Below are 23148 nucleotides of genomic sequence, written 5' to 3' on the forward strand. Positions count from 1 at the left end.
ATGGATAAATTTATCTACTACCTGAAGCAACACCGCTTATATACCCGCACACTTGGAATTATTTGAGTCTCTAAAAATGAGGGGATCTCTGAGGGCGCCGGCATATTCGGTCGGCGCCGCCACGCACATACGCAGCACCGCAGGCTCGGTGGGCCAGCGGGTATAACTCACGATATCGAGCACCAGCTCCCTGACCGCCGTCGCCCGGCTCTCTGCGGCCGTTTCCGCCAGCGCGCGGGGCAACAGCAGGCCAAACGCAACCAACAGGAGCGCCAGACGGGCAGTTAAACGGGGGAAAAGAGTAACAGCATGATCGGGAGGTGGTCGCCTTGACAATACCGCTGCTATGGCATTGCGGTTCGGGTACATGAACCCAGATAGTAAGTTGGCTGACACTGGCCTGACAAGTCTCACCCCGCCATCATCTACCGAGCTCGTGTAAAGAAAACGGAGAGCCCGTCTGGTAACGGGCTCTCTGGTGGCAGGCAGCAAGGTGGAAATCACTTCTTGCTGATGCCGTATTCCCGTAGCTTGTTGGCGATGGCGGTATGCGACACGCCCAGGCGTTTGGCCAGCTGGCGCGTCGACGGGAAGGCGGGATAGAGCCGGGCCAGCAGCTGGCTCTCGAAGCGCTTCACCGCATCGTCGAGATTCCCCTCAAACCACTCGTCGATCAGCGGCATGGTATCGGCCGCCACCGGCAGATCGATCTGCTCGGGCCCCAGCTCATCCCCTTCCAGCAGGGTCATGGCACGGTAGAGACAGTTGCGCAGCTGACGCACGTTGCCCGGCCAGCGGTAGGCGGTCAGGTAGTCGGCCATGTTGCGGGTAAAGCGCGGACGGGGTCGCTGCAACTCGCTGGCAAAGCGGGAGACAAACTGCTGGGCCAGCACCATGATGTCTGCCTTGCGCTCGCGCAGGGGGGGCAGCGCCAGACTTAGCACGTTGAGACGGTAGTAGAGATCCTCGCGGAAGGTTCCTTCGTGCACCAGATCCAGCAACTGCTTCTGGGTGGTGCAGATGAAACGCACGTTGACCTTCACCTCCTGCTCGTCACCGACTCGGCGGAATACCCCATCCTGCAACACCCGCAAAAACTTGGTCTGCAGATGGGGAGACATGTCGCCGATCTCGTCCAGCATCAGGGTGCCGCCGCTCGCCAGCTCCAGCACGCCGCGCTTGCCCTCGGTGTTATTGCCAAAGGCGCCGGGGGCATAACCAAACAGCTCGCTCTCGGCCACGTTATCGGGCATGGCGGCGCAGTTGAGGGCCATAAAGGGGTGGCTGGAGCGCAGGCTGGCCCCGTGACAGGCTCGGGCCAGCAGCTCCTTGCCGGTACCGGTCTCGCCGACGATCAGCAGCGGTGCGTCCTGCATCGCCAGTTTGCGCGCTTGCGACAGCACCTCTTTCATCTTGGGGCTCTCGGCCTGCAGATGCTCGAAGCCCCCCACTTCCACCGCATGAAGCGCGCTGAAGTGCAGGCCGACCCGACGGGCAGATTTGAGCACCACCACGGCCCCGGCCAGCGCCTGCTTGCCGCGGGCTTCTGCCACGAACAGCGGCATCAGATCTGCCAGATACTCTTCGCCATTGAAACTGAGCTTGCAGGTCTGCGGCTTGATCTCGCTCGCCTCCAGCCAGCGGGTGAAGGAGAACCCCTTGACCAGCGAACCGAGCGCCACGCCGCGCACCTCCTCCACCGGCAAGCCGAGGGTGGTGAGGGCAGACTGGTTGGCCTGGGTCACCTTGCCCTTGCTGTCGAGGGAGAAGACCAGATCCGGCAGCGCCTTGAGCAGCGCCTCAATCTCGTGGTGCTCTCGCTCGGAAGGCATGTAGGGGATGGTCTTGACGTCGTAGACGCCGGGAATGCGGCGGATCTCCGGCATCAAATGCTGAAAATCACTGAACTCCAGCTCGGGAAAGTTGAGATAGATGATGCCTGAGGTATCGATTTCGATGCCGCGCAGATCGATATTGTGCTCCACCAGGCGGTCGAGCAGTTCCCGGGTCAGGCCCAGGCGGTCTTCACAGCTGACTTCAAGACGCATTCGGGACACACTTCCTAGCTAACTCTATGAATGAGCGGATAATACAGTCTCGATCCCCCCAGTGCGAGCGCCAGCCCATAAAAATGCGGGCCTGCCCCGCTTTCGCAGGCAGGCCCGGGTCAACCGATGACGCTGGTGTGGGGCGCGATTACCGGAGCAACTGATCGGTGCGCGCCGCCATGATGAAGTCGTTACGATGCAAACCGCCGATCTTGTGAGTCCACCAGCTGACGGTCACCTTACCCCACTCGGTCAGGATGGCGGGATGGTGGAACTCCGCCTCCGCCAGCTCCCCCAAGCGGTTGGTAAAGGCCAGCGCCTCCTTGAAGTTGCGAAATGTAAATTCCCGCCGCAGTTGCAGCGCCCCCTCCTCCACCAGCGGCTGCCAGTCGGGGATAAGCTGCATCAGCTCGCGCAGCTCCTCATCGCTCACCTTGGGGGCATCGGCGCGGCACGCTTCACACTGCTGGCTGGCCAGTTTGGACATGGGTTACTCCTGCTTGAATTAATGAAAATGAAATAGGGTTGTTTGCTTTTGGTCAGCTCGCCTGTTTGCCAGCGGCAACCTCAAAACGCGGCGGATAGAGGCCAAGCCGACTGGCCTCGGCCAGAGCAGCCATGATCTCCTCCCCAGTCAGCTGGTAGAGATGATCGAGACTCGGCAGCACAAAATAGGTGGGCTGCATGATGTCGATACGATAGGGAGTGCGCAGCACGGTCAACAGATCGAAAGGTTGCAGCAGCGGCTGGCCAGAGAGGGCATAGGCGGTCTCGCCGATGGAGGAGAGAATGCCGCCACCGTAGATACGCAGCCCGTCGGGCGTTGCCAAGAGGCCAAACTCCACGGTGAACCAGTAGAGCCGCGCCAGAAAAACCCGCTGATCCTTGCTCGCCTGCTGCCCCAACTGACCGTATAGGTGGGTGAAGTGGGCAAAGGCCGGATTAGTCAGCATGGCGCAGTGGCCAAAGATCTCGTGAAAGATATCGGGCTCTTGCAGGTAGTCGAGCTCGTCCCGGCGCCGGATAAAGGTCGCCACCGGAAACTGGCGATTGGCCAGCAGGGCGAAGAAGCGATCGAACGAGATAAGCGCAGGCACCGCAGCCACCGACCAGCCGGTCGCAGGCTGCAAGACGGAGTTGATCTCGGCCAGCTGGGGGATGCGATCACGGGGCAGCCCCAGTCTGTCGAGACCGGCCAGATACTCGTCACACCCCTTGCCATCGAGAGCGGCGAACTGACGTTCGATCAGGATCTGCCAGGTGCCATGCTCTTCGTTGCTGTAGTGGATCACCCCGTCGGCATCCGGCTGGTGTGCGGTATAACAGGTTGCCATAGCGGTTCCATCCTCTGGCGCCACATCAAGGCGCCTTGCCGTTTCATCACGGTTTCAATGTAACGAAATGGCAACAAAAAAAGCAGCCGACCCATGAGTCGGCTGCCGGAAATAGTTGTAAATAAATTGTGACAACCCGCTCACCAATCCCCACTACAACTTGACCATGATATGGCGCGGCACAGTGTAATCCTCCAGTGCATAGAGGGAGAGATCCTTGCCGTAGCCCGACATCTTCATGCCGCCGTGGGGCATCTCGGAGGTGAGCATGAAGTGGGTGTTGATCCAGGTGCAGCCATATTGCAGGTGGCTGGCCACCTTGCTGGCGAGGCTCAGATCTTTGGTCCAGACCGACGAGGCGAGGCCATAGTCCGAGTCGTTGGCCCACTGCACCACCTGCTCGGCATCGTTGAAACGGGTCACCGACACCACGGGGCCAAACACCTCACGCCGCACGATCTCATCCTCCTGACGGGCCCCGACAATCAGGGTCGGCTCGAAGAAGAAGCCGTTGCCTGGGCGGATCTTGCCCCCCGCCGTCACCTCCACATGACCGCTGCTCTGGGCCCGTTCGACAAAGCTGGCGACCCGGTTGCGCTGTCTGTCCGAAATAAGCGGCCCCATCTCGACCCCCTCCTCGTATTGGTTACCTACCTTGATGGAGGCCACCGCCTCGGTCATGGCGGCGACGAACTTGTCGTAGATCTTGCCCTGGGCATAGATACGGCAGGCGGCGGTGCAATCTTGCCCTGCATTGTAGAAACCGAAGGTGCGAATGCCCGCCACCACCGCCTCCAGATCCGCATCGTCGAAGATGATCACCGGCGCCTTGCCCCCCAGCTCAAGGTGGGTGCGCTTCATGGTGCGGGCGGCGCTCTGCAGGATCTTCTGGCCGGTGGCGATATCGCCGGTGAGCGACACCATCCGCACCAGCGGGTGCTCCACCAGCGGCGCCCCTACACTCTCGCCCCGCCCGCAGATAACGTTGATAACGCCGCGGGGGAAGATCTCGCTGGCCAGCTCCGCCAAACGCAGCGCGGTAAGCGGGGTCTGCTCGGAGGGTTTGAGCACCACCGTATTGCCCGCCGCCAGCACCGGCGCCATCTTCCAGGCCGCCATCATCAGCGGGTAGTTCCAGGGGGCGATACTGCCCACAACACCTATGGGATCGCGGCGGATCATGCTGGTGTGCCCCTCGAGATACTCCCCCGCCAGCGGCCCTTGCAGACAGCGGGCCGCCCCGGCAAAGAAGCGGAAGCAGTCCACCACCGCAGGCAGCTCGTCGTTGAGCACAGCCAGATAGGGTTTGCCGCAGTTGAGGGATTCGAGCGCCGCAAACTCCTCGGCGTGGCGCTCGATGAGATCCGCCAGACGCAGCAGCAGGTTGCTGCGCTGGGCCGGGGTGGTGCGGCTCCACTGGGCGAAGGCGCGCTGGGCACCGTTCACCGCCCGGTTCACCTGTTCGAACGAGGCTTCGGGTACGGCGGCGATCTGCTCGCCATTGGCCGGGTTGAGAATGGGTTCGGCCTGCCCCTCGCCGGTCACAAACTGGCCATCAATCAAGAGTTGGGTAGAGAGTTTCATGGTTGCATCCTTGCGCACGCGTTGAGTCATCATTTGCCACTGCCAGCGACATCATGGGTGTCGCGAGTAAGGTAGTAGGCAAGCAAAATGGGGATAGTGGTGAAGGCCACTATGATGAGGGCCACCACGTTGGTGACCGGCCTGTCTCGGGGACGGATCAGCTCCTGATACATCCAGATGGGCAGCGTGGTCTGCTGGCCCGCCGTAAAGGTGGTGACGATCACTTCGTCAAAACTCAGGGCAAAGGCCAGCATGCCCCCCGCCAGCAGCGCCGTGGCCAGATTGGGCAGGATCACGTAGCGCAGGGTCTGGAAGCCGTCGGCCCCGAGATCCATCGACGCCTCGATGAGGCTCTGGTTGGTGCGGCGAAAACGGGCCAGCGCATTGTTGTAGACCACCACCACACAGAAGGTGGCGTGGCCGATAACGATGGTCCAAAAGCTGAACGGGATCTCCATCAAGCCGTAGGCCGAGCGCAGCGCGATACCGGTGACGATACCGGGCAGCGCGATGGGCAACACCAGCAACAGCGACACCACCTCCTGACCGAAGAAGCGGCTGCGGGCAATGGCCCCTGCCGCCAAGGTGCCGAGGATCATGGCCGCCAGTGTCGCCAGCCCCGCGACCTCCAGTGACAGCTGGATGGCACGCCACACATCGGGGCGATTGAGGGTCACCTCGAACCACTTGAGGGTGAGCCCGGGAGGCGGAAACTGGTAACTCTTGCTCTCGCTGGTGAAGGCGTAGAGGAAGATAAACAGAATGGGAAAGTGCAGGAACAGAAGGCCACCGATGGCGGCGTACTTGAGCAGGCCCGAAGGGCGCTCTCCCTGACTGATCATTGAGCTAGCTGACATGACGGCCTCCTTGCTGCCGGTTCAAAGCGATAGGGTCAAAGCGCATCAAAAGCCCCCAGTCGTTTCGCAATCGCCAAATAGATGGCGATGATAAGGATCGGCACCAGCGAGAAGGCTGCGGCAAAGGGCAGGTTGCCCGCCGTTCCCTGCTGCATGTAGACCACCTGACCGATATACATGGTCGAGTTGCCGATGATGCCGGGGATGATGTAATCACCGAGGGTCAGCGAGAAGGTGAAAATGGAGCCCGCCACCACACCGGGCAACGCCAGCGGCAGGATCAGGTTGCGAAAGGTCTGGGCGGGTGTCGCCCCCAGATCGCTGCTCGCCTCCAGCAGGGATCGCGGAATACGCTCCACCGCCGCCTGAATGGGCAGGATCATGAAGGGCAGCCAGACATAGACGAACACGATAAAGGTGCCGAGCCGCGAGAAGGAGAGCGACGGGCCACCTATCACCGGCAGGGAGAGGATGGCATCGAGCAGCCACTCCAGCCCCATGCTGTCTGCCAGCCAGCTCACTACCCCCTCCTTGGCCAAGATCAGCTTCCAGGCGTAGACCCGCACCAGATAGCTGGACCAGAGCGGCAGCATGATCCCTACATAGAACAGCGCCCGGGTCTTGCCACTGGTGTAGCGTGCCATGTAGTAGGCAACCGGAAAACCGAGCAGGGCGCAGGCCAGGGTCACCAGCAGCGACATGCCGACGGTGCGGCCGATCACATCCAGATTCTCCGGTCGCAGCAGGGCGACGAAGTTTTGCAGCCCCAGCTCGTGGCGCACCTGACCGCTGAACTCGTCCAGCCCGAACAGGGAGTTGGAGAGCAGCATCAGCAAGGAGCCGACATAGATGATGCCGAGCCACAGCAGCGGCGGCCCCAGCAGGATCGCCAGCAGCAGGCTGGGCCGCCCATAGAGCAGGGTCGAGAGGCGCCGCAGCGGCCTGAAACGGGCAGGTTCGGGCTGATGGTTCATGGCAAGACTCGCACTGTGAGGGGCACTCATGGCTGCGCCCCCTGATGGGCGCCGCTCAGGCGGTGGATGGCCTGCTCCGGCCAGCTGAGGCTGACCCTGCTGCCACGCGCCAGACGGGCCTGCCCCTCATTGGGGTGGTTGACGATGATCTCGAGCTGCTCCCCGAGATCAACCCGATAACGGACGAAGGGACCCAGATACTCCACCTCGCGGATCTCCCCCGACCAGCCCGGCGCGCCCGCCTCAGCGAGCCGGATCCGCTCCGGGCGCACCATCATCTGGCTGCCGTCGCCGCACAGCCGTCTGGCCTGCTCCCCTTCGAACAGATTGACGGTACCAACGAAGCGGGCCACAAACGGCGTCGCCGGAGCGTCGTAGATGGTATCGGGCGCAGCGATCTGCTCGATCTTGCCCTGACTGAAGATGCAGATCCGGTCGCTCATGGAGAGCGCCTCCTGCTGATCGTGGGTGACGAAGATAAAGGTGATGCCCAGCTGGCGTTGCAGCGCCTTGAGCTCAAGCTGCATCTGCTCGCGCAGTTTGAGATCGAGGGCCCCCAGCGGCTCATCCAGCAGCAGGATGCGTGGCTGGTTGATAAGCGCCCGGGCGATGGCGATGCGCTGGCGCTGGCCGCCGGAGAGCTGGCTTGGGCGGCGCTTGCCGACCCCGGGCAGTCGCACCAGCTCCAGCATCTCGTCCACCTTGCGGTAACGCTCCGCCTTGGCGACCCCCTTGAGCATCAGGCCATAGCCGATGTTGTCGCGCACATCCATGTTGGGAAACAGGGCATAGTCCTGAAACACGGTGTTGAGGTTGCGATCATAGGGCGGCACGGTGGAGCAGGGTTCGCCAAACAGGCGGATCTCCCCGTCGCTCGGGTACTCGAAGCCGGCGATCATCCGCAGGCAAGTGGTCTTGCCGGAACCGCTCGGCCCCAGCAGGGTAAAGAATTCCCCGGAGGGGATCTGGAAAGAGATGTCATCGACCGCCTTCACCTCGCCATAGTGGCGGCTGACCCGGTCAAATTGTACGGCGTTCATAGGGCATCCTTGTCTGTGCTGGGATGGGCCTGACTCCTGTCCGGCCCGCTTAATTATCCGCTCTCGGCAGTCGTGCAGAGGAGGCGCAGCTCCCCTGCCGTTGGCAAGGTGGCAGCGGTTCCGACCACCTTGCTCACCCCGCCTTAGCGGCCGCCCAGAATGGCGATATAGTCGGAAACCCAGCGGTAATAGGGCACGCAAGTTCCCTGGCTCTTGCACTGGGAAACCGGAGTGCGCCAGAAGCGAACCCGATCGAAGTTGTCGATACCGTTGGTTTTGCACCCGGTCGGGCCCAGCAGGGCATTGCCCTCACAGGCGGCAGGTACCACAGGCACCGAGCCAAACCAGGCGGCGAGATCCCCCTGCAGCTTGTTGCTCAGGGAGTGCTCCAGCCACTTGTAAGCGCAGGTGAGGTTCTTGGCATCGCTGTGCACCATGCTGGTATCGGCCCAACCGGTCACTCCCTCTTTCGGCACAGTGGTGGCGATGGGCTGCTTGTCGGCAATCAGGGCATTGGCCTGGAACGGCCAGGAGCCTGACGCGACCACCCCTTCGTTCTTGAAGTCATCGATTTGAACGAAAGCATCATGCCAGTAGCGTCCCACCAGCTGGCGCTGCTTGCGCAGTAGATCGAGGGAGGCCTTGTACTGATCCTCGTTCAGCTCGTAAGGATCCTTGATGCCCAGGGCAGGCTGATGGGTCATCAGATAGAGGGCGGCATCGGCGATGTGGATCGGGCCGTCAAAGGCCTGCACCCGCCCCTTGTTGGACTTGCCATCCGCCAGGGTCTGTTCCTCGAATACCACGTTCCAGGAGTCCGGTACCTTGGGGAACACCTTGGTGTTGTACATCAGGATATTGCCGCCCCACTGGTAGGGCACGCCGTAGTGCTTGCCATCCACAGTGTGCCAGGGGGCATTTTGCAGCCGGGGATCAATCTTGCTGTAGCTCGGGATGAGCGCCAGATTGAGCGCCTGCACCTTGCCACCGGCAATCAGACGCAGACTGGCATCGCCGGAGGCGGTCACCAGATCGAAGCCCCCCTCGTTCATCAACGCCACCATCTCGTCCGAGGTGGCCGCCGTCTTGACGCTCACCTTGCAGCCGGTCTCTTTCTCGAATCCGGTCACCCAGTCGTAGTTCTTGTCGGTCTCGCCACGCTCAACGTAGCCAGCCCAGGCCACGATATTGAGCTGGCCTTCACCCTTGCCGAGCTCGGTCGGGGCAGCCTGGGTCTGGCCTACCAGCAGCGCCGGCACAAGAGCCAGCATCAGAGGGGTCAATTTCATCATGCACTCCTTGCATTGTGTTGACTTGCATCAGGTGAAGGAACGCCGCCATTGGCGTTAACATCCTGTTAACCAGCAATGAGCTTAGGGGAGTGGCAATACGATGAATATTTCAATTTTTGGTGGCTCAGGTATCAGCTAAATCGATATCGAGTGCAGATGAATCTGATTTTTGGTGGCTACCCCGCAAGAGATGGCTAGCGAGGGAGCGCCTGACGAGCTCTCAATCGGCTCTGATCCCGCGCAATATCGATAAATTCCCGCGCCATCCAATCCAGCCGAGAACCACGGCGCCACACCAGCCCGATATCGATGGCGGGAATGGGCTCCTTGATGGGGCGCGCCTCGACCCGCTCCTGCTCCAGCGACCAGGGGCGATAGGCAAAGTCGGGCAACAGGGCGACCCCGAGCTGGCTGGCGACCAGACTGCGCACCGCCTCCACCGATGCGGTGCGCAGCACGATACGGGGGGAGATGCCGTAGCGGCGCAGGCCGCCACCGATGATCTGATCGAGCTGATCGGCGGTCAGCGAGATCATCGGCTCCTCCCCCAGCGCGGTAAGCGAGAGGGTCGACTCGGCGCAGAGCGGGTGGTTGGCGGCCAGCCAGAGCCGCAGCGGCGAACGGGTCAGCAATTCGGTATCAAACGCCTCTTGCCGGATGGTGCGGTTGGTCATCAGGATCCCCACATCCACCTCGCCGTTGACGATCTGGTGCTCAAGGAAGGGCTGTTCATCCTCCTTCACCTCGATCTGTACCGCCGGAAAGGCGCGGCGAAAACGGCCGAGCGCCTCTGAAAGGTAGTAACCCGCCACCAAGGTGGTCACGCCGATGGTGAGTCGTCCCTGATCCTGCTGGGCCACCGCTTTGAGGGAGTGGCTCGCCTCGGTCATGGCGCCGAGAATGCGGCGGGCGTGGAGTAAAAACTGGTGCCCCTGAGTGGTGAGGGTGACGCCGCGCGGATTGCGCTCGAATAGCGGGGCGCCGAGCTCGGTCTCCAGCTCGCGAATGGCGCTGGTGACCGCCGACTGGGAGATATGCAGCTCGGCGGCGGCGCGACTCACTGAGAAGCTGTCGGCCACGGCCACAAAATAACGGATCTGGCGAAAGGTAAAGTTCATCGGGCATCCTTGCCGATTGGTACGATGAGTGTGATTGGTAAGATTGACTGCCAGCTTAACCGTAAACGGGCGCCTCGCCAAAACCGGGCACTGCTGCCAACTCAATGATCTGCCGATTAAAACCATGCCCCTGCGGCTTGGCGAGCACAACAGGGGCATGGGTCATCGCAGCAAGGTGCAGACAGGGCTATCAGGATTTGTTGAGATACCCCGCCAGCTGGCCGATCAGCCGCTTGCGCAGCTCTCCCAGTTTGGGTTTCTCGTCCGCACACCAGGGCAGCGGACGGCACGCCTCTATGGTGCGCAGGCCAAGGCGAGCGGTGAGCAGCCCGGCCCCCACCCCTTGCGCCGCGCGGGCAGAGAGCTTGGCGGCAAACTCGGCGCCCAGCAAGTCCATCCCCACCTCGGTCACCAGCTCGGTGGCACCGGCGTAGAGCATGTTGCGAAACACCTGACGAATGAGGCGTATGCGGCTCCAGTAGCCGAGCTCGATGGCGTAGACATCGGCGATATCCTCGATCATCCGCAAGTTGCGCCACAACATCAGCATCATGTCGACGGTGGCGAGCGGGCTGAGCGCCACCAGAACAGCGGCCTCCCCCGACCATTTGGCCACCCGCGCCTGGGCAAGCTTGTCGCGTTCGCTCAATACCAGCTGACTGTAAAGGGTCAGCACTTCCCGATCGCTGTGGCTCTCGTCGAGCTGGGCCAGCCAGGTTTGATACCCCTCGCGCCCCTTGTCGCCACTTTTGACCGCCAACCCTTCGCAAAAGGCCTGCCCCTGTCCGACTCCCTGATGAGCAAGCAGATCTTCTGCGCGCGAGCGTACATCCTGACGCCGCTTGAGGGTGCGCAGTCGCAGCCACTCGCGCCCCACCACGCTGGCGGTCCCCGCCGCCACCAGCGCCGAGGCCGCCAGCCAAGCGCTGCCCCAGAGCGGAGTGGTGAGAAATTGATCGTAAAGAAAGGCGCCATACTGGACCAACGAGAGCAGACCGACTGCCCCCAGCCCCCACGCCAGCAGCCGATGGCGGCGGCGCGGTTTGCTGACGAGGGCGCTCTCCACCTCGGTGAACTCGTCCAGCTCGTCGAGGCGCTCGAAACTCGCCTCCTCCAGCCGCTGGGCCGGTGCGGGCGGTCGCTCGTCACTGGCCACCGTCAAGGCAGGCTCAAGGATCACCTTGCCCTGCAACGGTGGCCGCTCTTTTATCTGATCGTTCATCGCCTTGTTCTCCTGAAAAGAGTCTCCTGCGGGCGGCGCAGGAAACAAACCCAAGCCGCACACCGTTATTCGAGGTGATCCCCGAGCAGAAACTCCAGCGCCGCATCGAGCCGGATATGGGGCAGCGCCTGATGGGGGCTCATGGGCATGGGGCGAAACGCCTGAAAATCAAAACCCTGACTGTTCCACCACTGTGCGGGGGGAATATGGGGCGGCACCTCTCCGGGGAAGAGCAGCAGCGGCTCACCGCTCAGGCTGGTGCCACGGATGGCGGGGAACTCGCGGCCATTGGCCACCCCCTTGCCCACTTCGGTCGCCTTGATGGCGGCGAGCGCCAGACACTCGGTGGTGATCCCCTCAAAACGGGCCTGACCGCGACCGCTGCGCACCAGATGCTGCAGCAGTGAGACCATGGGCGCATGCTGTTCGGGGGTAACGTGATCGGCCTTGCTCGCCACAAAGAGCAGCTTGTCGATACGGGGCGAAAAGAGTCGCCGCCACCAGTTGCTCTTACCGTAGGCAAAGCTCTCCATGATGCGGGCGATGGCCTGCTGCATGTCGCCAAAGCTGGCCGCCCCGGCGTTGAGGGGCTGCAGGCAATCCACCAGCACGATCTGGCGATCAAAGCCGGCAAAGTGCTGCTCATAAAAACCCTGCACCAGATGCTGTTTGTACTGCTCGAAGCGCTGCTTGAGAGTGGCGTAAAGAGTGCCATCAGCGGGCTCGCTGTCAGGCATCTCCCACACCCAGGGGACAAATTGCAGCATGGGGGCACCGGCATACTCCCCCGGCAACACGAAGCGACCGGGTTGAATAAGGTGCAATCCCAACTCCTGTTTGCAGGCATGCAGATAGGCGGTGTAGCGCTCGGCAAGCTCAGCCACCGGCCGCTCTTCGAAGCGCTGATCGACCTGCCACCCGGGGGTTAGCCAGCTGGCGGCAAGTGCCTGCAACTCGGGGCGGCGCAGCTGCTCGCGCACCTGTTCGCTCCACTGCTCGTAGCTCATCTCAAGGAGCGGCAAGTCGAGCAGCCACTCCCCGGGGTAGTCCACCAGATCCACGTAGAGGGTGGAGATCTCCCCCAGATGCTTGCGCAGGGGGTGACGGGTGCGATAGCGGATTTCGAGGCGCACTTCGGCCACGCCGCGGGTGGGCTCGGGCCAGGCAGGTGGATCGCCAAACAGGGAGTCGAGGCCACGCTCGTAGGCAAAGGTGGGGATGTGGGCATTGAGCTGCGGCACCCGGCGGGCGCCGAGGATGCGCCCTTGACGCAGGGCATCCCACAACGGCAAACGGCCATCGATGGCCGCGTGTTCCAGCTGGTTGACCAGCGCCGTGATAAAGGCGGTTTTGCCGCTGCGAGAGAGGCCGGTCACCGCCAGCCGAATATGGCGATCCCGCACCCGGTTCACCACGTCGTTCGCCTTGTGTTGCAGGCGAGTCAACTTCTGTTCCAGTTTATTGAGTATCAAGGCTTGACCCGTTCTCCCTTGGTGGTTGCATCTGGATAGCTGGTGTCGATGGTGGCGCATCACGGGAGGCGCCGCCATCGACATTGAGTGCTTGAGCAAGAACTACAGCTTGCGAAACTCCCGCTGCAGGGTGAACTCCCTGGAGGTCACCAGCTTCTCGATCCGCTGAACTCTGGGCTCCAGCGCGTCAAGTTCCTGCGCGATGCGGCCCAGCGCCTGATGAGGGGTGATCCCCGCCTGCCAGCTGCGCGCTTTCATCCGCACCTCGGCAAAGTCGGCATCCTCTTGCGAATAGAGGGTGACCGGCTTTTTGTCGAGCAAGAACCAGGCAGCGATATAGGCGGTGAAGGTAATGAAACCGGCGAAGATAAGGCCACTGATGGCGAGCAGCCGCACGATCCAGGTCTCCACCCCGAAATACTCAGCCAAACCGGCACAGATCCCGGCTATCTTGCCACGCTGGGGATCGCGATAGAGGTTACGCCCTTCACGACTGACACTGCTCATACCTTGTTCCTCCAACCGGGTACTTCCGCATCCAGAATTGATTCGAGCGCGCCCACTCGCTCCTGCATCTTCTCGGTGCGAGCCAGCAACCCTTGCAGCTGTTCCCGCTCGCTATCGGCAAGACCGGCGCCAATCCGTCCCTTGGCACGATAGTGCAGCACCAGCCAGATGGGGGCCACCACCACCATGAAGACCACCATGGGAACCATCAATACGCCCAGCAGATCTTCCATCTGTTACTCCCCCTGTTTGCCTTCGCTTTTACCGTCGCCCTGGCTCAGCTTCTGGCGCATCGCTTCCAGCTCACGGCTTATCTGATCGTCCACTTCCAGCTCTGCAAACTGCTGCGCCAGCGCCTTGTCGGACTGACCCAGATCGGCGCGCGCTTCCATTTCGTCGATGCGACGCTCCATCCGCTCGAATTTGTTCACTACCGCCTGGCTCTCGCCACGAGCTACCTGGCTCTGCACGTTGAGACGACTGCTGGCCGCTTCGGTGCGAATAGCCATCGCCTTTTGACGGGCGCGGGCATCTTCCAGCTTGGCTTCGAGCTGGCGAATCTCCTCACCCAGCTTCTCGATGCCGCTGTCGACCGACTGCTGCTCGCGGTAGAGGGTCTCTGACAACTCGGTCTGTTTCTTCTTCTCGATAAGGGCCGCGCGGGCCAGATCTTCACGCCCTTTGGTCAGGGCCAGCTCGGCCTTGGCTTGCCACTCGTCGACCCGCTCCTGATGACGGGCGACCTGACGACCAATCTCTTTCTGGCTGGCGAGGAAGCGGGCCAGATTGGAACGCTCCTTGACCAGCTCGTCCTCCATCTCCTGGATGATCAGGCGCACCATCTTCTGGGGATCTTCTGCCTTGTCGAGCAGGGCCGTCAGGTTGGAATTGATGATGTCGGCCAGACGGGAAAAAATACTCATGATTGCACTCCTGTTATTGGCATGGCGTTGTTTCTCCATTGACAATGGCAACTTGTGTGCCAATCTGGAACAAAATTTAACTTGTTGATTTATATGGGGCAGAATAGCCGGATTGCAAGATGCCTCGCGCAAGTGATGATTAAAATCACCAACTTTTGGTAAGATTGACCAGCTTTTACAACTGACAGGGATCACTATGACCACGGCCACGGAAAGCCTGCTGGGGGAATCCAACGCATTTCTCGAGATCATTGAGCAGGCCTCACGGCTCGCCCCGCTGCGCAAACCCGTGCTGATCATCGGTGAGCGGGGGACGGGCAAGGAGCTGATCGCCCACCGCCTACATTATCTCTCGGCGCGCTGGGATCAAAGCTTTGTCACCATCAACTGCGCCACCCTGAGCGAGAGCCTGCTGGAGACCGAGCTGTTCGGTCACGAAGCGGGATCGTTTACCGGCGCCGCCAAGCGCCATCAGGGCCGCTTCGAGCGGGCCGATGGCGGCACCCTCTTCCTCGACGAGCTGGCCACCACCAGCGCCCGGGTGCAGGAGAAGCTGCTGCGGGTCATCGAGTATGGCGAGTTCGAGCGAGTGGGCGGGGCCAAGCCCCTCAAGGTGGATGTGCGGCTGGTCTGCGCCACCAACGAGGATCTCCCTGCGCTGGCCGACATGGGGCAGTTTCGCCACGATCTGCTCGACCGGCTCGCGTTTGATGTGATCACCCTCCCCCCCTTGCGGGAGAGGCGGGAAGATATCCTGATGCTGGCGGAGCACTTCGCCCACAGCATGACCCGGGAGCTGGGCTATCCGCTGTTTGCCGGTTTCTCGCGCAAGGCAACCCAGCTGCTGCTGGATTACCACTGGCCGGGCAACGTGCGGGAGCTGAAGAACGTGGTGGAGCGCAGCATCTACCGTCAGGGCAATCCCCAGTTGCCGCTCTCGACCCTGGTGCTCAACCCGTTTGATTCCCCCTGGCGACCACAGGTCACGCAACCTGCGCAAGAGGCCCGAAGCGAGGTACAATCTGCATCCCCCCTCGCCTTGCCGCTCGATCTCAAGCAGGCGGTGGCGGAGTACGAGATTAATTTACTCAAGCAAGCGATGCAGCAATCCCAGTATAATCAGCGCAAAGCCGCTCAACTGCTGGCCTTAAGCTATCACCAGTTCCGTGGCATGCTACGCAAATATCAGCTGCTGAATGGCGATAACGATGCAGTACAAGAGTGAAGGAGCGCGGTTGATGCCGACTCCAGCAACACGCCAGCCTTCGCGCTGGCACATTTGTATCAAAACGTGCGTACAAAACCCCTATAAGAACATGGTTCAACAATGAGAATGCTCACACCCTTGCTGCTGGGTCTGCTGGTGCTGGTCACCGGCTGCCAGAAGCAACCCGAGGCCTCCAAAACCGGACTCATCTATTGTGCTGAGGGATCCCCCCTCTCCTTCAATCCCCATGTTTCCAACTCCGGGGTGACACTGGATGCCAGTGCCCGTCCGCTCTACGACCGCCTGCTGGAGGTGAACCCCAACACCCTGGCGCTGGAGCCGGCGCTCGCCACCAACTGGCATGTCAGCGAGGATGGCCTCACCTATACCCTGACCCTGCGCAAGGGGGTGACGTTTCACCATACCCCCTGGTTCAAGCCCACCCGCACTTTCAATGCCGATGACGTGGTCTTCACCTATGCCCGCCAGCTTGACGAGCAGCACCCCTATCACAATGTGTCCGGCGGCGATTACCCCTACTTCTACAGCCTGGGGCAAGATCTGCTGATCAAGCGGGTGAGCAAGAAGGGGCCGCAGACGGTGGTATTCGAGCTGAACCAGCCGAACGCCTCCTTCCTCGCCACCCTGGCCAGCGACTATGCGGTGATCCTCTCCTCCGAATACGCCGAGCAGATGTTGCAGGCGGGCACGCCAGCCCTGCTCGATAGCCGCCCCATCGGCACCGGGCCGTTCAGCTTCAAGGAGTATCGCCACAACGAGTTCATCCGCTATCTGCGCCACCCCGGCTACTGGGGCGGCGATGCCAAGATTGAACAGCTGGTCTACGACATCACCCCCAAATCCGCCAAACGGCTGGCCAAGCTGCTGACCGGCGAGTGCGACGTAATGAGCACCCCTTCCGCCAGCCAGCTCTCGATGATCAAGCAAAATCCGGCGCTCAGTCTCTCGGTCCAGTCGGGGATGAACGTCGCCTTTTTGGCCCTCAATACCCGCAAGCCGCCGTTCAACAACGTCAAGGTGCGTCAGGCCATTGCCAGCGCCATCAATATCGACAACCTGCTTCAGGCGGTCTATTTCGATACCGGCCTGCCCGCCAACAGCCTGCTGCCGACCCTCTCATGGGGGTACAACCCCAGCCTGCCCGAGCGCAAACCCGATCTGAAACGGGCGCGCCAGCTGCTCAAGGAGGCGGGTCTGGAGAAAGGGTTCGAGATGCAGGTGCTGGTGCAACCGGACTCCCGCCCCTACAACCCGGATGCGGTCAAGACCGCCCAGCTGATCCGCAGCGATCTGGCCAAGGTCGGGATCAAGCTCAAGATCGTGCAACGGGAGTGGCCGGTGATCGAAGGCCGCCTCACCAAGGGGCAGTACGACAGTCTGCTCTCCGGCTGGATTGCCGACAACGCCGATCCGGACAACTTCTTCCGCCAGCTGCTGAGCTGCTCGGCAGTGGAGCGCGGCAACAACTACAGCCGCTGGTGCAGCCCGGCCTTCGACCAGCTGCTGGATGATGCGGTCACCACGCCCCAGCTCTCGTTCCGGCTGCGCAACTACTACTATGCCCAGACCCTGCTCAACGAACAGCTGCCGCTGATCCCGCTGGCGCACGCCTTGCGTACCCAGGTCAGCCGCAGCAACATCGAAGGGCTGACGCTGATGCCCTTTGGCGGCACCTCCTTCAACCAGGCTCACAGGGAGTAAGCATGCTTCTATACACCTTGCGCCGCATCAACCTGCTGCTTATCACTCTGCTGGCACTGACCTTTGTCGCCTATCTGCTGGACTATCGGCTGATCGGCCATCAGCTCAGCTTCTGGAGCGGCTATCCCGACTTCCTGCGCCGCATTTTCGCAGGTGACCTGGGGCTCTCCAGCGTCTCCGGGCTACCGGTGCTGGACGAGATCCGCCACTACTTCCCGGCGACCCTGATCCTCTGTCTGGCGGCGTTCGCCATCTCATTGCTGGTGGGCATTCCCCTCGGCACCCTGGCGGCCCTGTCACAGGGCAAGACGCTGGATCTCTCCATCATGACTGCCGGTCTTATCGGCTATGCGGTGCCGGTATTCTGGCTGGCGCTGCTGGTGGTAATGCTCTTTTCGCTGGATCTCGGCTGGTTGCCAGCCTCCGGGCAGATCAGCCTGCTCTACGACGTGCCCCCCATTACCGGCATCGCGGTGATCGATGTGCTGCTCAGCAACGAGCCCTGGCGGCAAGCGGCGCTGCATGATGCCCTGCGCCACCTGATCCTTCCGTCACTGGTGCTGGCGGTAGTGCCTACCACCGAGGTGATCCGCCATGTACGCAGTTCCCTCATCGACGTGATGAAGCAGAACTACATCAAGGCGGCGGCGAGCCGGGGCCTTTCCAAGGCGCAGATCGTCTGGCGCCATGGTCTGAAGAACGCCCTGCCGCCGGTACTGCCGCTGCTGGGTCTGCAACTGGGCAGCGTGCTCACCTCCGCCATGATCACCGAGGTGGTGTTCGAGTGGCACGGGATCGGCCGCTGGCTCATCAGCAGCATCGCCCTGCAGGATTACGCCGCCATTCGCGGCGCGACCCTGGTGGTGGCCAGTTTCGTGATCCTGACCAGCGTCAGCACCGAGTTGCTGACCACCCTTATCTATCCGGCACGGCGCAAAGAGTTGTATGCCAAACAAGATTGAACGCGCTCATGGCGTGACCAGGAGCCAGGTATCCTATGCAAGATAAATCGAACATCTATCCCGAGCTCAAGATCCTCTCCCCCCTTGAGCAGACGTGGGCCTCCTACAGCCGCAATCCGCTGGCGATGGCAGGGCTTTGGTGCTTTTTGCTGTTGCTGCTCATCACGCTGGTGGGGCCGCTGGTCGTCCCCTACGGCATCGATGAACAGCACACCGACAAGCTGCTGCTGGCCCCCTCGTGGGCGGCGACCGGCAACATCGACTACTTCCTCGGCACCGACGATCTGGGGCGTGACATGCTCTCCCGGCTGGTGGTGGGGGCGCGCCTCACTTTCGGTTATGCGCTGGTCGTAGTGGTGATCGCCATGGTGGTGGGTTCCGCCATCGGCATCCTCGGCGGCATGAGCAAGGGGCTTAAATCGAGCGTGCTGCACCACCTGCTCGATACCCTGCTCTCCATCCCCTCCCTGCTGATGGCTATCATCATGGTCGCCATCATGGGGCCGGGTTTTGGCAATACCCTGATAGCCATTACCCTGGCGTTGATCCCACCCTTTATCCGGGCCACCTACAACGCGGTGCATGCCGAAATGCAGAAGGAGTACATCACCGCCAGCCGCCTCGATGGCTCGCCCCCCTTCCGGATCATGCGTCTGGCTATTTTGCCCAACATTGTCGAGACCCTGGTGGCCCAGACCACCCGCACCTTGTCGGCAGCCATTCTCGATATCTCGGCGGTCGGTTTTCTCGGCCTCGGCGCCCAATCTCCCCAACCGGAGTGGGGCACCATGCTGGCCGATTCGAGCGACCTTATCTATCTCGCCCCCTGGACCGTCACCCTGCCCGGCATCGCCATCCTGTTCAGCGTGCTGGTGACCAATTTAGTTGGTGAAGGCATTCGTGAAGCACTCAAAGAGGGGAATGACTGATGCCGCTGCTCGATATTCGCAATCTCACCATCGAGATCGACACCCCACAAGGCAAGGTCAAGGCGGTGGACAAGGTGAGCCTGACCCTGACCGAGGGGGAGATCCGCGGTCTGGTGGGTGAATCCGGCTCCGGTAAAAGTCTGATCGCCAAGGTGATCGTCGGCATCGAGAAGGACAACTGGACGGTACGTGCCGACCGGATGCGCTTCAACGACATGGATCTGCTGACCATGGCCCCCAAGGAGCGCCGTCGCATCATGGGCCGCGAGATCGCCATGATCTTCCAGGACCCCATCAGCTGTCTCGACCCCTCCGAGGAGATCGGCACCCAGCTGGAAGAGGCGATCCCGACCGATTCGTTCGAGGGACAATTCTGGCAACGCTTCCAGTGGCGCAAGAAGAAGGCCATCGCCCTGCTGCACCGGGTAGGCGTCAAGGATCACCGCAAGGTAATGCGCGCCTATCCCCACGAGCTGTCGGATGGCATGTGCCAGAAGGTGATGATCGCTATGGCGATAGCCAACCAGCCGCGTCTGCTGGTAGCCGACGAGCCCACCAGCGCCATGGAGTCCACCACCCACTCCCAGATCCTGCGACTGCTGGACAAGATGAACAAGCTGGGCAATACCACCATCCTGATCATCAGTAACGATATCGCCGCCATCGCCAACCTGACCGATACCATCAACGTGATGTACTGCGGCCAGATGGTGGAAGTGGGCACCCGGGAGCAGATCCTCGAGACCCCGCATCACCCCTATACCGATGCCCTGCTCAAATCGATCCCCGACTTTGACAAGCTGGTGCGCCACAAATCGCGCCTCGAGACCCTGCCTGGCGTCATCCCGCCGCTGCAACACCTGCCCATCGGCTGCCGTCTGGGGCCGCGCTGCCCCTACGCCCAGAAGCAGTGCGTGCAGACTCCGTTGATGAACAAGATCAAGGGCCATCAGTTCAGCTGCCACTTCCCGCTGAACATGGAGGAGCCAAAAAAATGATGACCGTTAATGCCCCCATGAAGGAGCCCCGCTTGTGATCGAGCCATCCCTGTTGCAGGTCAGAGGCCTTAGCAAAACCTACCAGAACCGCACCGGTCTATTCCGTCGTCAGGCGGTGGAGGCGATCAAGCCCCTCTCGTTCGATCTCGAAGTGGGTCAGACCCTCGCCATCGTCGGCGAAGCTGGCTCCGGCAAGAGCACCCTCGCCCGCATTCTGGCTGGCATGATCGAACCCACCAGCGGCGACATCGCCATCGACGGCCAGCTGATGGTGCATGGCGATTACCAGACTCGCTGCAAACTGCTGCGGATGATTTTTCAGGATCCCAACACCTCGCTGAACCGCAAGATCCGGGTCGGCCAGATCCTGGAAACCCCACTGCGTCTCAACACCGAGATGACCGAGGAGGAGCGCCGCGAGAAGGTGGTGCAGACCCTGCGTATGGTGGGGATGCTGCCGGATCACGCCCTGTTCTATCCGCAGATGCTCTCCTCCGGTCAGCAGCAGCGGGTGGCGCTGGCGCGGGCGCTGATCCTCAACCCCAAGATAGTGGTGGCCGATGAGGCGCTCTCCACCCTGGATATCTCGGTGCGCTCCCAGATCATCAACCTGCTGCTGGAGATGCAGGAGACCATGGGGCTGAGCTATGTGCTGGTAGCCAACGATCTGGGTATCGTCAGCCATATCAGCGACGAGGTGCTGGTAATGCACGAAGGTCGGGTGGTGGAGCGCGGCAAAACCCTCAAGGTATTTGCCGATCCCCAGCATGAGGTGACCCGGCGTCTCATCCAGAACTACAACAACGAATACCGCAAATAGAGGCGCTGGCCACCTCCCTCACCGCTGTTTTTCGCCGAGCTCACACGGCGGGATCAAAAAAGCCCACTGCATGCAGTGGGCTTTCTGTTACCGGCGTTGCTGCTTAGGCTTGCAGCAGTAGACGGTTGATGCGGGAGACGAAGCTCGCCGGATCGTTCAGCCCGCCCTGCTCGGCCAGCTGGGCCTGTTCGTGCAGCAGGGTGACCCACTCACCGAACAGTGCCTCGTCTTCAATGGTGTCGAGTTTCTTCACCAGCGCATGGTCAGGGTTGAGCTCCAGAATGTACTTCTGCTCCGGTACCGGCTGGCCGGCCGCACGCATCAGCTTGATCATCTGGGTGCTCATACCGTAAGCGTCGGTGACGATGCAGGAGGGGGAGTCGGTCAGACGGTGAGTGACACGCACCTCTTTCACCGCATCGCCCAGGCTCTTCTTGACCCGCTCCACCAGACCGGCGTTGGCCTTCTCGGCATCGATCTGCGCCTGCTTGGAGGCTTCGTCTTCCAGATCGCCGAGATCCAGTTCGCCACGGGTGACGGAAATAAGCTGCTTGCCGTCGAACTCGGTCAGGTGGCTCATCAGCCACTCGTCCACGCGCTCCCACATCAGCAGCACTTCGACACCCTTCTTGCGGAAGATCTCAAGGTGCGGGCTGTTTTTGGCAGCGGCATAGGAGTCAGCAGTGATGTAGTAAATCTTCTGCTGACCTTCCTTCATGCGGCCAACGTAATCCTCAAGAGAGACGGTCTGGGCTTCGCCCTCGCCCGCGGTGCTGGCAAAGCGCAGGAGCTTGGCGATCTCTTCGCGGTTGGCGTAATCCTCGGCCGGGCCCTCTTTGAGCACGTTACCGAACTCTTTCCAGAATTTGGCGTACTTCTCGGCATCGTCTTTCGCCAGCTTGGAGAGCATGGTCAGCACGCGCTTGGAGCAAGCCTTGCGCAGGGAGGCGGTCACCTTGTTGTCCTGCAGGATTTCACGGCTGACGTTGAGCGGCAGATCGTTGGAGTCCAGCACCCCTTTGACGAAACGCAGGTAGGTCGGCATAAACTGCTCGGCGTCATCCATGATGAAGACGCGCTGCACGTAGAGCTTCAGACCGTGCTTCTGCTCGCGGTTGTAGAGGTCGAACGGAGCGCGGGCCGGTACGTAGAGCAGGCTGGTGTACTCTTGCGCCCCTTCCACCCGGTTGTGACCCCACAGCAGCGGATCTTCAAAGTCGTGGGCGACGTGCTTGTAGAACTCCTGATACTCCTCGTCCTTGATATCTTTCGGGTTGCGGGTCCAGAGTGCCGTGGCGCGGTTGACCTGCTCCCACTCGCCCGGGGTGCCGACGATGGTCTCACCATCCTCTTCGCGATCCGGGGTGCCCTCTTTGAACATCTCGACCGGCACACTGATGTGATCGGAATATTTGCCCACCACGGAGCGCAGACGCCAGTCGTCGAGGAACTCATCCTCTTCGGCACGCAGGTGCAGGATGACATCGGTACCGCGACCGGCTTTGGTCACATCCGCGACGGTGAAGGAGCCTTCCCCTTCCGATTCCCACTGTACGCCCTGCTCCGGAGCAGTACCGGCGGCGCGGGAGACCACGGTCACCTTGTCGGCTACGATAAAGGCGGAGTAGAAACCGACCCCGAACTGGCCGATCAGCTGAGAATCCTTACCCTGATCGCCGGAGAGGTTTTTGAAGAATTCTGCGGTGCCGGACTTGGCGATGGTACCCAGGTGCTCAATCACCTGATCACGGGTCATACCGATCCCGTTATCGGAGATGGTCAGGGTACGCTTCTCTTTGTCCACCACCAGACGCACACGCAACTGGCCGTCGTTTTCGAACAAAGAGGCATCGGAAAGCGCCTTGAAGCGCAGCTTGTCCGCCGCATCGGATGCGTTGGAGATCAGCTCGCGCAGGAATACTTCTTTGTTGGAGTAGAGGCTGTGAGCCATCAGGCTCAGCAGTTGTTTGACTTCAGTCTGAAAGCCGTGGGTTTCGGCATGAACACTTTGGGTCATGGACCAATCCTCAGAAACATCGGGTTGAACATATGCCCAACCTAGATGGGGACGGCCAATCAAATATCAAGGGGCGAGTGTGCAATCCCGCTCACTCGCCCCTTTAAATCCGCTCAAACGGC

At 61.4% G+C, this 23148-nt stretch carries 21 protein-coding genes and 1 pseudogene; 6 read left to right on the plus strand and 16 right to left on the minus strand.

Annotated elements, in window-relative coordinates; translation table 11 throughout:
- Window positions 1-90 precede the first annotated feature (90 nt).
- The 15 genes and pseudogenes from AB5Y90_RS03420 to pspA all read right to left on the minus strand — a co-directional run.
- A pseudogene (locus AB5Y90_RS03420) lies at window positions 91-276 on the minus strand (DUF4154 domain-containing protein); the annotation flags it as partial.
- Between the two features lie 224 nt (window positions 277-500).
- Window positions 501-2048, minus strand: coding sequence for a transcriptional regulator TyrR (gene tyrR, locus AB5Y90_RS03425; protein WP_005333656.1), 1548 nt, complete (start codon window positions 2046-2048; stop codon window positions 501-503).
- Window positions 2049-2196: 148 nt separating this feature from the next.
- A complete protein-coding gene (locus AB5Y90_RS03430) occupies window positions 2197-2535 on the minus strand; it encodes a 4a-hydroxytetrahydrobiopterin dehydratase (RefSeq protein WP_368166562.1) in 339 nt (112 codons plus the stop codon).
- Window positions 2536-2587: 52 nt separating this feature from the next.
- Window positions 2588-3382: a phenylalanine 4-monooxygenase gene (gene phhA, locus AB5Y90_RS03435; RefSeq protein WP_368166563.1), complete on the minus strand. Its 795-nt coding sequence runs from the start codon at window positions 3380-3382 to the stop codon at window positions 2588-2590.
- A 153-nt stretch (window positions 3383-3535) separates the two neighbouring features.
- Complete coding sequence (locus tag AB5Y90_RS03440) at window positions 3536-4966, minus strand: gamma-aminobutyraldehyde dehydrogenase (protein ID WP_368166564.1); 1431 nt, start codon at window positions 4964-4966, stop codon at window positions 3536-3538.
- A gap of 29 nt (window positions 4967-4995) precedes the next feature.
- Window positions 4996-5823, minus strand: coding sequence for an ABC transporter permease (locus tag AB5Y90_RS03445; RefSeq protein ID WP_368166565.1), 828 nt, complete (start codon window positions 5821-5823; stop codon window positions 4996-4998).
- Between the two features lie 35 nt (window positions 5824-5858).
- Window positions 5859-6827 (minus strand): ABC transporter permease, encoded by a 969-nt coding sequence (locus tag AB5Y90_RS03450; protein ID WP_139746665.1) that lies wholly within the window; start codon window positions 6825-6827, stop codon window positions 5859-5861.
- A complete protein-coding gene (locus tag AB5Y90_RS03455; RefSeq protein ID WP_206877046.1) occupies window positions 6824-7837 on the minus strand; it encodes an ABC transporter ATP-binding protein in 1014 nt (337 codons plus the stop codon). Before AB5Y90_RS03455 ends, AB5Y90_RS03450 begins: the two co-directional genes overlap by 4 nt.
- A gap of 143 nt (window positions 7838-7980) precedes the next feature.
- Window positions 7981-9126, minus strand: coding sequence for an ABC transporter substrate-binding protein (locus AB5Y90_RS03460; RefSeq protein WP_368166573.1), 1146 nt, complete (start codon window positions 9124-9126; stop codon window positions 7981-7983).
- Between the two features lie 197 nt (window positions 9127-9323).
- Window positions 9324-10247 carry a LysR family transcriptional regulator gene (locus tag AB5Y90_RS03465; protein ID WP_368166566.1) on the minus strand — a complete coding sequence of 308 codons (924 nt, stop codon included), beginning with the start codon at window positions 10245-10247 and terminating at the stop codon, window positions 9324-9326.
- Window positions 10248-10437: 190 nt separating this feature from the next.
- The gene (locus AB5Y90_RS03470) at window positions 10438-11469 is read right to left on the minus strand and encodes a YcjF family protein (RefSeq protein WP_368166567.1); all 1032 of its coding nucleotides are present in this window, start codon (window positions 11467-11469) and stop codon (window positions 10438-10440) included.
- Between the two features lie 65 nt (window positions 11470-11534).
- On the minus strand, window positions 11535-12941 hold the full coding sequence (locus AB5Y90_RS03475; RefSeq protein WP_368166568.1) for a YcjX family protein: 1407 nt from the start codon (window positions 12939-12941) through the stop codon (window positions 11535-11537).
- 102 nt (window positions 12942-13043) lie between these two features.
- A complete protein-coding gene (gene pspC, locus AB5Y90_RS03480) occupies window positions 13044-13448 on the minus strand; it encodes an envelope stress response membrane protein PspC (protein WP_005333670.1) in 405 nt (134 codons plus the stop codon).
- Window positions 13445-13681 carry an envelope stress response membrane protein PspB gene (pspB, locus tag AB5Y90_RS03485; protein WP_005333672.1) on the minus strand — a complete coding sequence of 79 codons (237 nt, stop codon included), beginning with the start codon at window positions 13679-13681 and terminating at the stop codon, window positions 13445-13447. Before pspB ends, pspC begins: the two co-directional genes overlap by 4 nt.
- 3 nt (window positions 13682-13684) lie before the next feature.
- Window positions 13685-14371: a phage shock protein PspA gene (gene pspA / locus AB5Y90_RS03490; RefSeq protein WP_368166569.1), complete on the minus strand. Its 687-nt coding sequence runs from the start codon at window positions 14369-14371 to the stop codon at window positions 13685-13687.
- A gap of 196 nt (window positions 14372-14567) precedes the next feature.
- On the opposite strand from pspA, the gene pspF reads away from it, so the two are divergent.
- The 6 genes from pspF to AB5Y90_RS03520 all read left to right on the plus strand — a co-directional run bounded on the left by pspF (window position 14568) and on the right by AB5Y90_RS03520 (window position 21009).
- Window positions 14568-15596, plus strand: coding sequence for a phage shock protein operon transcriptional activator (gene pspF / locus AB5Y90_RS03495; protein ID WP_368166570.1), 1029 nt, complete (start codon window positions 14568-14570; stop codon window positions 15594-15596).
- 108 nt (window positions 15597-15704) lie between these two features.
- Window positions 15705-17300, plus strand: a complete 1596-nt coding sequence (sapA, locus tag AB5Y90_RS03500; protein ID WP_368166574.1) for an ABC transporter substrate-binding protein SapA — start codon at window positions 15705-15707, stop codon at window positions 17298-17300.
- Window positions 17301-17302: 2 nt separating this feature from the next.
- Window positions 17303-18262 carry an ABC transporter permease subunit gene (locus AB5Y90_RS03505; protein WP_005333676.1) on the plus strand — a complete coding sequence of 320 codons (960 nt, stop codon included), beginning with the start codon at window positions 17303-17305 and terminating at the stop codon, window positions 18260-18262.
- A 35-nt stretch (window positions 18263-18297) separates the two neighbouring features.
- Window positions 18298-19191 (plus strand): ABC transporter permease subunit, encoded by an 894-nt coding sequence (locus tag AB5Y90_RS03510; RefSeq protein WP_005333677.1) that lies wholly within the window; start codon window positions 18298-18300, stop codon window positions 19189-19191.
- Window positions 19191-20189, plus strand: coding sequence for an oligopeptide/dipeptide ABC transporter ATP-binding protein (locus tag AB5Y90_RS03515; RefSeq protein ID WP_005333679.1), 999 nt, complete (start codon window positions 19191-19193; stop codon window positions 20187-20189). The genes AB5Y90_RS03510 and AB5Y90_RS03515 overlap by 1 nt, the downstream gene beginning before the upstream one ends.
- 34 nt (window positions 20190-20223) lie before the next feature.
- The gene (locus AB5Y90_RS03520; RefSeq protein ID WP_005333681.1) at window positions 20224-21009 is read left to right on the plus strand and encodes an ABC transporter ATP-binding protein; all 786 of its coding nucleotides are present in this window, start codon (window positions 20224-20226) and stop codon (window positions 21007-21009) included.
- A gap of 103 nt (window positions 21010-21112) precedes the next feature.
- Here AB5Y90_RS03520 and htpG read toward each other — a convergent pair whose 3' ends face one another.
- Window positions 21113-23026, minus strand: a complete 1914-nt coding sequence (htpG, locus tag AB5Y90_RS03525; RefSeq protein WP_307896663.1) for a molecular chaperone HtpG — start codon at window positions 23024-23026, stop codon at window positions 21113-21115.
- Between the last annotated feature and the right edge of the window lie 122 nt (window positions 23027-23148).

The organism is Aeromonas sp. R4-1 (genome assembly GCF_040908325.1).
GTDB lineage: Bacteria > Pseudomonadota > Gammaproteobacteria > Enterobacterales > Aeromonadaceae > Aeromonas > Aeromonas veronii.

Coding starts and splice junctions, on each gene's coding strand:
- tyrR (WP_005333656.1), bottom strand. CDS start 2,048: ATGCGTCTTGAAGTCAGCTGTGAAGACCGCCTGGGCCTGACCCGGGAA.
- AB5Y90_RS03430 (WP_368166562.1), bottom strand. CDS start 2,535: ATGTCCAAACTGGCCAGCCAGCAGTGTGAAGCGTGCCGCGCCGATGCC.
- phhA (WP_368166563.1), bottom strand. CDS start 3,382: ATGGCAACCTGTTATACCGCACACCAGCCGGATGCCGACGGGGTGATC.
- AB5Y90_RS03440 (WP_368166564.1), bottom strand. CDS start 4,966: ATGAAACTCTCTACCCAACTCTTGATTGATGGCCAGTTTGTGACCGGC.
- AB5Y90_RS03445 (WP_368166565.1), bottom strand. CDS start 5,823: ATGTCAGCTAGCTCAATGATCAGTCAGGGAGAGCGCCCTTCGGGCCTG.
- AB5Y90_RS03450 (WP_139746665.1), bottom strand. CDS start 6,827: ATGAGTGCCCCTCACAGTGCGAGTCTTGCCATGAACCATCAGCCCGAA.
- AB5Y90_RS03455 (WP_206877046.1), bottom strand. CDS start 7,837: ATGAACGCCGTACAATTTGACCGGGTCAGCCGCCACTATGGCGAGGTG.
- AB5Y90_RS03460 (WP_368166573.1), bottom strand. CDS start 9,126: ATGAAATTGACCCCTCTGATGCTGGCTCTTGTGCCGGCGCTGCTGGTA.
- AB5Y90_RS03465 (WP_368166566.1), bottom strand. CDS start 10,247: ATGAACTTTACCTTTCGCCAGATCCGTTATTTTGTGGCCGTGGCCGAC.
- AB5Y90_RS03470 (WP_368166567.1), bottom strand. CDS start 11,469: ATGAACGATCAGATAAAAGAGCGGCCACCGTTGCAGGGCAAGGTGATC.
- pspC (WP_005333670.1), bottom strand. CDS start 13,448: ATGAGCAGTGTCAGTCGTGAAGGGCGTAACCTCTATCGCGATCCCCAG.
- pspB (WP_005333672.1), bottom strand. CDS start 13,681: ATGGAAGATCTGCTGGGCGTATTGATGGTTCCCATGGTGGTCTTCATG.
- pspA (WP_368166569.1), bottom strand. CDS start 14,371: ATGAGTATTTTTTCCCGTCTGGCCGACATCATCAATTCCAACCTGACG.
- pspF (WP_368166570.1), top strand. CDS start 14,568: ATGACCACGGCCACGGAAAGCCTGCTGGGGGAATCCAACGCATTTCTC.
- sapA (WP_368166574.1), top strand. CDS start 15,705: ATGCTCACACCCTTGCTGCTGGGTCTGCTGGTGCTGGTCACCGGCTGC.
- AB5Y90_RS03505 (WP_005333676.1), top strand. CDS start 17,303: ATGCTTCTATACACCTTGCGCCGCATCAACCTGCTGCTTATCACTCTG.
- AB5Y90_RS03510 (WP_005333677.1), top strand. CDS start 18,298: ATGCAAGATAAATCGAACATCTATCCCGAGCTCAAGATCCTCTCCCCC.
- AB5Y90_RS03515 (WP_005333679.1), top strand. CDS start 19,191: ATGCCGCTGCTCGATATTCGCAATCTCACCATCGAGATCGACACCCCA.
- htpG (WP_307896663.1), bottom strand. CDS start 23,026: ATGACCCAAAGTGTTCATGCCGAAACCCACGGCTTTCAGACTGAAGTC.